General features: G+C 68.1%; 10 protein-coding genes and 2 pseudogenes. 2 read left to right on the top strand and 10 right to left on the bottom strand.

The genetic code is table 11. The annotated features are described in order from the left end of the window. Positions 1 to 54: 54 nt before the first annotated feature. Positions 55 to 198, bottom strand: coding sequence for a hypothetical protein (locus tag BN1233_RS47580; RefSeq protein ID WP_154678326.1), 144 nt, complete (start codon positions 196 to 198; stop codon positions 55 to 57). A 336-nt stretch (positions 199 to 534) separates the two neighbouring features. On the opposite strand from BN1233_RS47580, the gene BN1233_RS32370 reads away from it, so the two are divergent. Beyond that, positions 535 to 762: a hypothetical protein gene (locus BN1233_RS32370; protein WP_046867806.1), complete on the top strand. Its 228-nt coding sequence runs from the start codon at positions 535 to 537 to the stop codon at positions 760 to 762. 51 nt (positions 763 to 813) lie between these two features. Here the strand turns inward: BN1233_RS32370 and BN1233_RS32375 are convergent, their stop codons facing one another. From BN1233_RS32375 to BN1233_RS32390, 6 genes and pseudogenes are all read right to left on the bottom strand, one after another. Beyond that, positions 814 to 1,098, bottom strand: a complete 285-nt coding sequence (locus BN1233_RS32375; protein WP_046867807.1) for a hypothetical protein — start codon at positions 1,096 to 1,098, stop codon at positions 814 to 816. A 246-nt stretch (positions 1,099 to 1,344) separates the two neighbouring features. Then, positions 1,345 to 1,539, bottom strand: a pseudogene (locus BN1233_RS49270) (arsenical resistance protein ArsH); the annotation flags it as partial. 42 nt (positions 1,540 to 1,581) lie between these two features. Beyond that, complete coding sequence (locus BN1233_RS47590; protein WP_154678327.1) at positions 1,582 to 1,743, bottom strand: hypothetical protein; 162 nt, start codon at positions 1,741 to 1,743, stop codon at positions 1,582 to 1,584. Between the two features lie 8 nt (positions 1,744 to 1,751). After that, a complete protein-coding gene (locus BN1233_RS32385) occupies positions 1,752 to 2,465 on the bottom strand; it encodes a class I SAM-dependent methyltransferase (protein ID WP_342341683.1) in 714 nt (237 codons plus the stop codon). Beyond that, on the bottom strand, positions 2,417 to 2,590 hold the full coding sequence (locus BN1233_RS50070; protein ID WP_244470981.1) for a class I SAM-dependent methyltransferase: 174 nt from the start codon (positions 2,588 to 2,590) through the stop codon (positions 2,417 to 2,419). The genes BN1233_RS32385 and BN1233_RS50070 overlap by 49 nt, the downstream gene beginning before the upstream one ends. A 116-nt stretch (positions 2,591 to 2,706) precedes the next feature. Beyond that, positions 2,707 to 3,048 (bottom strand): hypothetical protein, encoded by a 342-nt coding sequence (locus BN1233_RS32390; protein ID WP_046867808.1) that lies wholly within the window; start codon positions 3,046 to 3,048, stop codon positions 2,707 to 2,709. Positions 3,049 to 3,080: 32 nt separating this feature from the next. On the opposite strand from BN1233_RS32390, the pseudogene BN1233_RS50075 reads away from it, so the two are divergent. Beyond that, positions 3,081 to 3,227, top strand: a pseudogene (locus tag BN1233_RS50075) (ion channel); the annotation flags it as partial. A 422-nt stretch (positions 3,228 to 3,649) separates the two neighbouring features. Here the strand turns inward: BN1233_RS50075 and BN1233_RS32395 are convergent. Genes BN1233_RS32395 through BN1233_RS32405 form a run of 3 tightly spaced genes read right to left on the bottom strand, consistent with a single transcriptional unit; the run spans position 3,650 to position 6,306 of the window. Further along, the gene (locus tag BN1233_RS32395) at positions 3,650 to 3,988 is read right to left on the bottom strand and encodes a hypothetical protein (RefSeq protein ID WP_046867809.1); all 339 of its coding nucleotides are present in this window, start codon (positions 3,986 to 3,988) and stop codon (positions 3,650 to 3,652) included. Continuing rightward, entirely contained in the window at positions 3,985 to 4,635 is a 651-nt protein-coding gene (locus tag BN1233_RS32400; protein ID WP_063776736.1) for a CYTH domain-containing protein, read from the bottom strand. Before BN1233_RS32400 ends, BN1233_RS32395 begins: the two co-directional genes overlap by 4 nt. A gap of 12 nt (positions 4,636 to 4,647) precedes the next feature. Further along, complete coding sequence (locus BN1233_RS32405) at positions 4,648 to 6,306, bottom strand: SulP family inorganic anion transporter (protein WP_147707675.1); 1,659 nt, start codon at positions 6,304 to 6,306, stop codon at positions 4,648 to 4,650. Between the last annotated feature and the right edge of the window lie 201 nt (positions 6,307 to 6,507).

Consider the following 6,507-nt stretch of genomic DNA (forward strand, 5'->3'; position numbering starts at 1 on the left):
AGCCCACTCGGGTCCGAGGTGCGGGATCTCGCGTGCGACGACCTCATCACGACCTCACCACAACGTCGCCATGACTGTCCGTGAGATGGCCCACAGAACCGCAACCAGGCCGATGTTCAGCAGCGCAAGTCCCGTGAGAAAGGCGAGGGCCGCAGTCGGTCCATTCCACTCGATCAGGACCGCGCCGAGCGAGGGCACCAGAGCCCGGGCGAGGAGCTGGGCATCACGAGCTTGCCCATCAGCGACGCATCACCCTGGGGTCCGAACAGGGCGAGCGGCAGTGTGTCCCGCGTGGTCGAACCGAGACCAGGGTCGCCAGTCGGACGGTGTTGGCCGGGGTCGCCGCGCCACATGGGACCGGAATGGCCTACAAAGGCAGGGCCGGGGAACTACATTCAACTCCGCTTCCATACAATTGATGGATCCAACGCGGTGAGCGGAACAGCCCTGGGCAACGGTCACATCCGGCGTTCGCCCGTCCGGCCCCCGCCGCGGCCGGTGACCGACCGTTGCACACGGCAGGATCCGGGCAACATGCTGAGCACCCCGGAGGATGCGATCGCACGCATGTACCTCCGACGCGGTCTCAGCCGGCGCCAACTCGCGGACGTCGAGAGGCATCTCGAGACCGTTGCGCGGGGCCGATATGCCTTCGGCTCGTATTCCGACTGGACGACGCTCGAGCTCACCGACGCGGCGGACCTGCTCTCCATATGGAAGACCTTCCCGGGACTGATCGACGGCTGGCGCAAGCTCCCGTGACACTCCCTGCTCGTCGAGACCGTGAGGCAGGCGTACGGGCGAGCCGCGGCCTCAGGAGGGTGGCAGGTATCGTGACAGTTCCCTCTCGAACTCCGGAAAGTAGCGCGGGATCACCGCGACATCGAAGCGGCCGAGGATCGATTCCTTCGGCTCCCGGTCCAGCAGGAAGCGGAAGGCCGCCTCGACGCAGCGCTCCGGCGCGTGCCGGCCCGCCGTCAGGCGCTCGCAAAGCTGGCGTGACATCGTGACGTGATGGCGGCTTTCGCCGTCCGCCTCCCGGACCACGACCTCGAACTCGAGAGGATCAGCCTCCCGCGTGAGCCTTACCTCGATCATGCGGATCTCCGGTGATCAGAATTTTACCTGGAGCGGGCGTTACGATCCAATCGCTTCCGGTGCCGCGCTGCGACCGCGGCGCTCGTTGCGATGCCCACCGGGATCGCCACACAAGGTCGGGCCGGATCGGTCCGGGCGGGTGCCAAAGTGCACTCGGTGAGTGCCGACCCGACCCCCGTCAAACCACTCGGCAGCCGCATTCACCTCATGGCTCATGGTCTGCGCTGCGGGATGTCTGGCCTCCCGCTCAGCCGCCTCCTTGCGCTCGCTGTAGCGGGTCGTCAGATCCTCGGAGCGATCGCGCGTCAGCAGCGTGAAGTGCACCGGCTCCTCCATGACGCCCACGACGCGGTCGCAGCAGGGCGAGGGCCTCATCCGCCCAGCCTCATCGAACTCCTGTAAGGCCTTCGGGGCCGAGGACTGGTTCGGGATCGCCACCAGGGGAATCCGGAGCGCGATCGAGTCCTTTGGGTTGCGGTGGCCTCACCCGAAGTCGTCCCCCTGGCTCGCACGGACCAGGCGCAGCACCGCGTCACGATCGCCATTCCGCAAGGCCTGCACGCGCGTCCGGCCCGCGAGGACGGTGTCGGGCGCCAGCAGGGCGTCGAGCGTGACCCGCTGACCCGAGTCGACGAGGCCGCGCACGCCCTCCGTCAGGCCGGAACACGCCCGCGTGTAACCACGAACGCCTCGCGCAGGCAGAAATCCGGATCGTCAAGCAAGCGGTCCGGGTCTGCCGCGGCAGCCTGCAAGGCTTTGCGGTCCGCTGGAGAGACGTCGTGTGCTGCCGCGAGCCCTGCCTGAAAGCGAAGGCCCATCGCGACGAACTGGCGGGTCGGGCGTGGCGGCGGCGCCCAGCGTTCGATGAGCCAACCCTTGCGCACGAGGTCCGTCAGCCCGGCCCGGCGGAAGAAGGGTCCTAGCAGCGGTCCGCACCACGCGCCGAGCAACCCGGTGGCAGCCGCCTTCGCGCGCCGGGCCGCGGCCAGCCGGGCGAAGATCGCCGGGTCGAGCGGCAGCATTTGCAGGAGCGTTGCGTCAAACTCCTTCACGGCGACGAGGCCGCCGGGTTTGGTGACGCGGCACAACTCGCCCATGGCGCGCGTGAACTCCGCTTCCGTCAGGTATTGGGCGACGTTGGCGCACCACACGCCGTCGAACGTTGCGGCCGCAAAGGGCAGGTCGAGCACGCTGCCGACGCGACATTCCACGGGGGCGGCGCAGCGCCCCTCCCGGACGAGGCGCTCGACCCGGGCGATGTTCTCGGGGGCCAGATCGAGCGCGGCGATCCGACCCGTCGGTCCGACGGATTCGCCAATCAGCGGGACGTACCCCCCGAGCCACAGCCCGCATCGAGCACCGTCCAGCCTGGGGCGATGCCGACGAAGCGGAGCGCATCCTCATACTCGGGCCGGGACGACGCGAAGTGGGCGTCCAGCCACGGGGCGTCGCTCACCGCATGGCCCGTCGAGGTCGTCCAGGCTCCGCTCATGGGATCGCTCCTGGCTTGGGGGAAGGCAGTGTAGCCAACGCAAAGGCCTCGCGCGCCGGCCGCCGCGGGGGAGATGCTCGCCGGAGTGACTTCGCGCGAACGCGCGGCGCCGGAGCTCAGAGCTTCGCTTCGGTGCACTCCGGCAGGCGCCGCTCGGGCGGCGTGACCGGATGGCCGGACGGATCCTGGTTCGGCGAGCACATCGGGAAGCCGGCCGCCTTCATCAAAGCCGCCACCGGTTCTCGTTCATGCGGCGCCCAGTCCGGCGCAGCCAGGAAGCGTTCGGCCACCACCCGCAGCGGATAGCGCGCGAGTGCACGCTGGACCGCCGCCTCGGCCTCCTGCTGGCGGCCAAGAGCTGCCAAACTTGAGGCGACCACCACGTAGTCGTGGGGCCACCAGATTTGCTCCGGGATCCGGGTCATCACCGTCAGGACGTCCTGGTAACGTCGAGCCATGAAGTACGCGATCCTGTATTGCCTGGCATTCCGGCGACATCGTGCCCGTCGAGCGTTGGCGCCTGCTTGGCCCGGTAACGGCCATGAACGGCGTGCTGCTGTTCGGCTGGTCGACAGCGGTCATCTTTGAGGTGATGAGGCAGACCATGCGAATCCGCGATCAGAGGGGCGCGCCATGAACGCCGGAAGGATGCACTTCGGGCCGAACCGCTCGGGGACTTCCGTTGCGCCGCGATCGCCGCTCCCTTTGCGATGCACCGCCGCACTCGTCCCGGCGCCTGGAGGACTGCTCGTTCCGCCGGATTGCCGATACGGTGCGGTTTGGGAGTGCGTGCGGGTCGGCTGGGGAGGAGCGGCATGGCGCTCGGCTGAATCACAGCAATCTTGCGGGACTCCGGGCCGACGGCCTACAGCCGCGCCTTCCTGCGCTGGTCCGATCAGGGGCCATCGGCGTGGCGTGCCAGCCGCCTGCCCGAGGGCTGAGGCAGTGAATCCCTCCGGTGGAGGTTCGCAGGAACCACCTCGACCGGAATCGGGGCTTCGGACCCGCCTCGAGACCTCGCATTGCCAATGTGGGACGCCGTCCGCGAGATGTCCGCCACTACTCCGCGATCGCCGGGTTGGAGGCCGACTGCCGTTTGTCCCTTCGGCTGCTGGATTTCGGCGGGAATGGGGACTCATCCCCGGTTTTCCCAGAGTCCCCTTCAACTCGTCTCGCGTCTCGGTTGGACAGCCGGCCATCCTGCTGGCCCGAGAGCCGACGCAGACGCGGTAATGCCTGCTCCAGTTCCTTCAGGAGAGATCCGACCGAAGCATCGTTCGGGTCACCTTTGGCGGCCAGCTTGCGAAGCGTGTTGGCCATCTTCTCGCCGCGGCGAAGGGCCTTTGCCCTCAGTTCCTGAAGCTTGGTTTCGTTCCTCGGGTCCGTCTTCCGTTTCATGGGGTACCGTCGTCCTCCCGGGCGTCCTTCCACCTTCCCGGAGCAGGAGCGCCGCCCGCCCCGTCCTGTCCCGTCAACCTTGCCATGATCCCGACAACATTCGCCAAGACGCGCGTGAAAGCGGCGAAAGCGGGCGCGCTCCCGCTCCGCTCCGCCCGGGGAGGGCGGTTGCCCCGGGGCAGCCGGCTTCGGCCGTCTCCCTGTGGTGCATCGGCGAGGCGTGAGTTGCGGTAACGCCCGTCCGACGTCACCTCCTCGCCGACCCAGTCCGGCAGCACCACCGGTTGCCCGGGATGACTGAGCTCGACCTCGGCGAGGATGAGGCCGGCGTTCTCGCCCACGAACTCGTCCACATGCCACACCATGCCCGCGTGCAAGACTTCGTGACGTACCTTCTCGATCAATCGGCCGTGGCAGAGCTTGAACAGCTCCTCCGCCTCGACGACTGGGATCTCGTACTCGAATTCGGGCCGGACGCGACCGTTGCCGCCTCCCTTGATGGTGAGGAAGCCGCGGGGACCGACGCGCCGAACCCTGACGGTGACCTCACCCTTGCAGAGGTAGCCCTGCCGATATCGCTGGCCGGGTTCCGGCTTGCGCCATCCATCGTGCGTCACCAGGAACTTGCGCTCGATCTCGACAGGCATGGGCAAGTCCCCTCATGTCGCTCCGTGGTAACGCGACACGGCCGCGTCGATCGTGAGAAAGAACCGCGTCTCGCCGAACCGATCGAACAGCCCGAACCTCCTCAGCTTGTCCTTGACGGGATCCTTCAGTTCGGCAAACCGGAGCTCGATGCCTTGCGCCAGCAGGGCATCGTCGAGCTCGACCAAGGCATCGGCCGCGGTCACGTCGACGCTCGTGACCGGCGCCGCCGCGACCACGACACACCGCACCGATGTCGGGGATTCCGACACCGCGGCGAGAACGCGCTCGCGGAACAGCTCAGCATTGGCGAAGAACAGGGGCGCATCCCAGCGGAAGAGCACCAGGCCGGGAATCCGGCGGGCCTCCGGGTAGCGCGTGACATCATGGAAACCCTCGATGCCGGCCGGACGTCCCAGGACCGCGGAGTACGGACGCCAGCCGTCCCACAGGAACTCAATCACCGCAATCACGATCGCCAGGCCGATCCCCGGAATGGCGCCGAACACGGCCACGCCGGCGAAGCAGGTGATCGACAGCCAGAATTCCCAGCGCTGGATGCGATGGATCCGCCTGAGGTCGGCCACCTCGAACAGTCCGATGGCAGACGCGATCACAACCGCGGCGAGAGCGGCGGTTGGCAGGTTCCCCAGGAGGTCGGGCGCCATCAGGAGCAGCAAGGCAATGGCGAGTGCGCCGACGATGCCGGTCAGTTGCGTGCGCGCCCCGGCAGCTTCGGCCACGGGCGTGCGCGAGCTGCTGCTGCTGATCGGAAAGCCTTGAAAGAACCCGGTGGCGAGATTGGCGGCCCCGAGCCCCACCATCTCCTGGTTGGGATCGACCGTGGTACGGGTCCGTGCGGCGTAGGCGCGGGAGAGCACGCTGGTGTCGGCGAACGACACCATGGCGACGGCGCAGCCTCCGATCAGCACGGGAACGATGTCGCCGACCCCGAGCCAGGGAATCGCAAAACCGGGCAGGCCCTGGGGAAGGGAGCCGAGGATCGAGACGTTGTGGCGCTCCGCGAGGTTGAACGTGCCGACAAGGACGGCGGCACCGACGACGGCAATCAGGATGCCGGGCACGCGACTGCCCCGCAGCACCAGGATCGTCGCCAGCGTGGCCGTGCCGACGGCGAAGGCAGCCCAGTTCGTCCTGCCGGCCAGGATCGCTCCGCCGATCGCCCAAAGGTCCCGCAGCGGACCCGTGGACTCGACCGAGAAGCCGAAAAGCTTGGGGAGCTGGCTGATCAGGACCGTCAAGGCGATGCCGTTCATGTAGCCGTAGCGGATCGGCTTGGACAGAAGTTCGGTCACGAAGCCCAGGCGTGCCAGCCCGGCCAGGATCAGGACCGCCCCCGACACGAGGGCCATCATTCCGCCCAGGGCGACGGCGCGCTGTGGATCCCTGCCGGACAACGGCAGCACGACGCCAAGGATGACGGCCGCGAGGGCCGAGTCCGGGCCGAGAACGAGGATGCGGCTGGGTCCGAACACCGCGTAGACCAACAGCGGGATGATCGTGGCGTAGAGGCCGCAGATGCCCGGCAGGCCGGATGCCACGGCATAGGCGATCCCGACGGGGACGAGCATGGTCGCCAGCACCAGACCGGCCACGACGTCGTGGCCCAGCCATGCGGTCTCATACCGGAGGAGGGTGCTGAGCCCGGGCATCCAGTGCAACCATTCTGCGTCATGGCTGATCCTGCGGGCGGCCGACGTCGCGTCCTGAGTGCCTGCGCTTCGAGCCTCATGTCCACCTGCCGCACGGCTCCCATCCGCAGGCGGCACTGTCGTAGCTCCCATCCGGCCGGGGGGAGGTGGCTTCACTGGGTGCGTGCCGGCCATCACCGTGCTCCCGGTTCGCCGCGGGCC

Source organism: Microvirga massiliensis (assembly GCF_001006805.1).
GTDB lineage: Bacteria > Pseudomonadota > Alphaproteobacteria > Rhizobiales > Beijerinckiaceae > Microvirga > Microvirga massiliensis.

Coding starts and splice junctions, on each gene's coding strand:
- BN1233_RS32370 (WP_046867806.1), top strand. CDS start 535: ATGCTGAGCACCCCGGAGGATGCGATCGCACGCATGTACCTCCGACGC.
- BN1233_RS32390 (WP_046867808.1), bottom strand. CDS start 3,048: ATGGCTCGACGTTACCAGGACGTCCTGACGGTGATGACCCGGATCCCG.
- BN1233_RS32400 (WP_063776736.1), bottom strand. CDS start 4,635: ATGCCTGTCGAGATCGAGCGCAAGTTCCTGGTGACGCACGATGGATGG.
- BN1233_RS32395 (WP_046867809.1), bottom strand. CDS start 3,988: ATGAAACGGAAGACGGACCCGAGGAACGAAACCAAGCTTCAGGAACTG.
- BN1233_RS32405 (WP_147707675.1), bottom strand. CDS start 6,306: ATGCCCGGGCTCAGCACCCTCCTCCGGTATGAGACCGCATGGCTGGGC.
- BN1233_RS32375 (WP_046867807.1), bottom strand. CDS start 1,098: ATGATCGAGGTAAGGCTCACGCGGGAGGCTGATCCTCTCGAGTTCGAG.
- BN1233_RS50070 (WP_244470981.1), bottom strand. CDS start 2,590: ATGAGCGGAGCCTGGACGACCTCGACGGGCCATGCGGTGAGCGACGCC.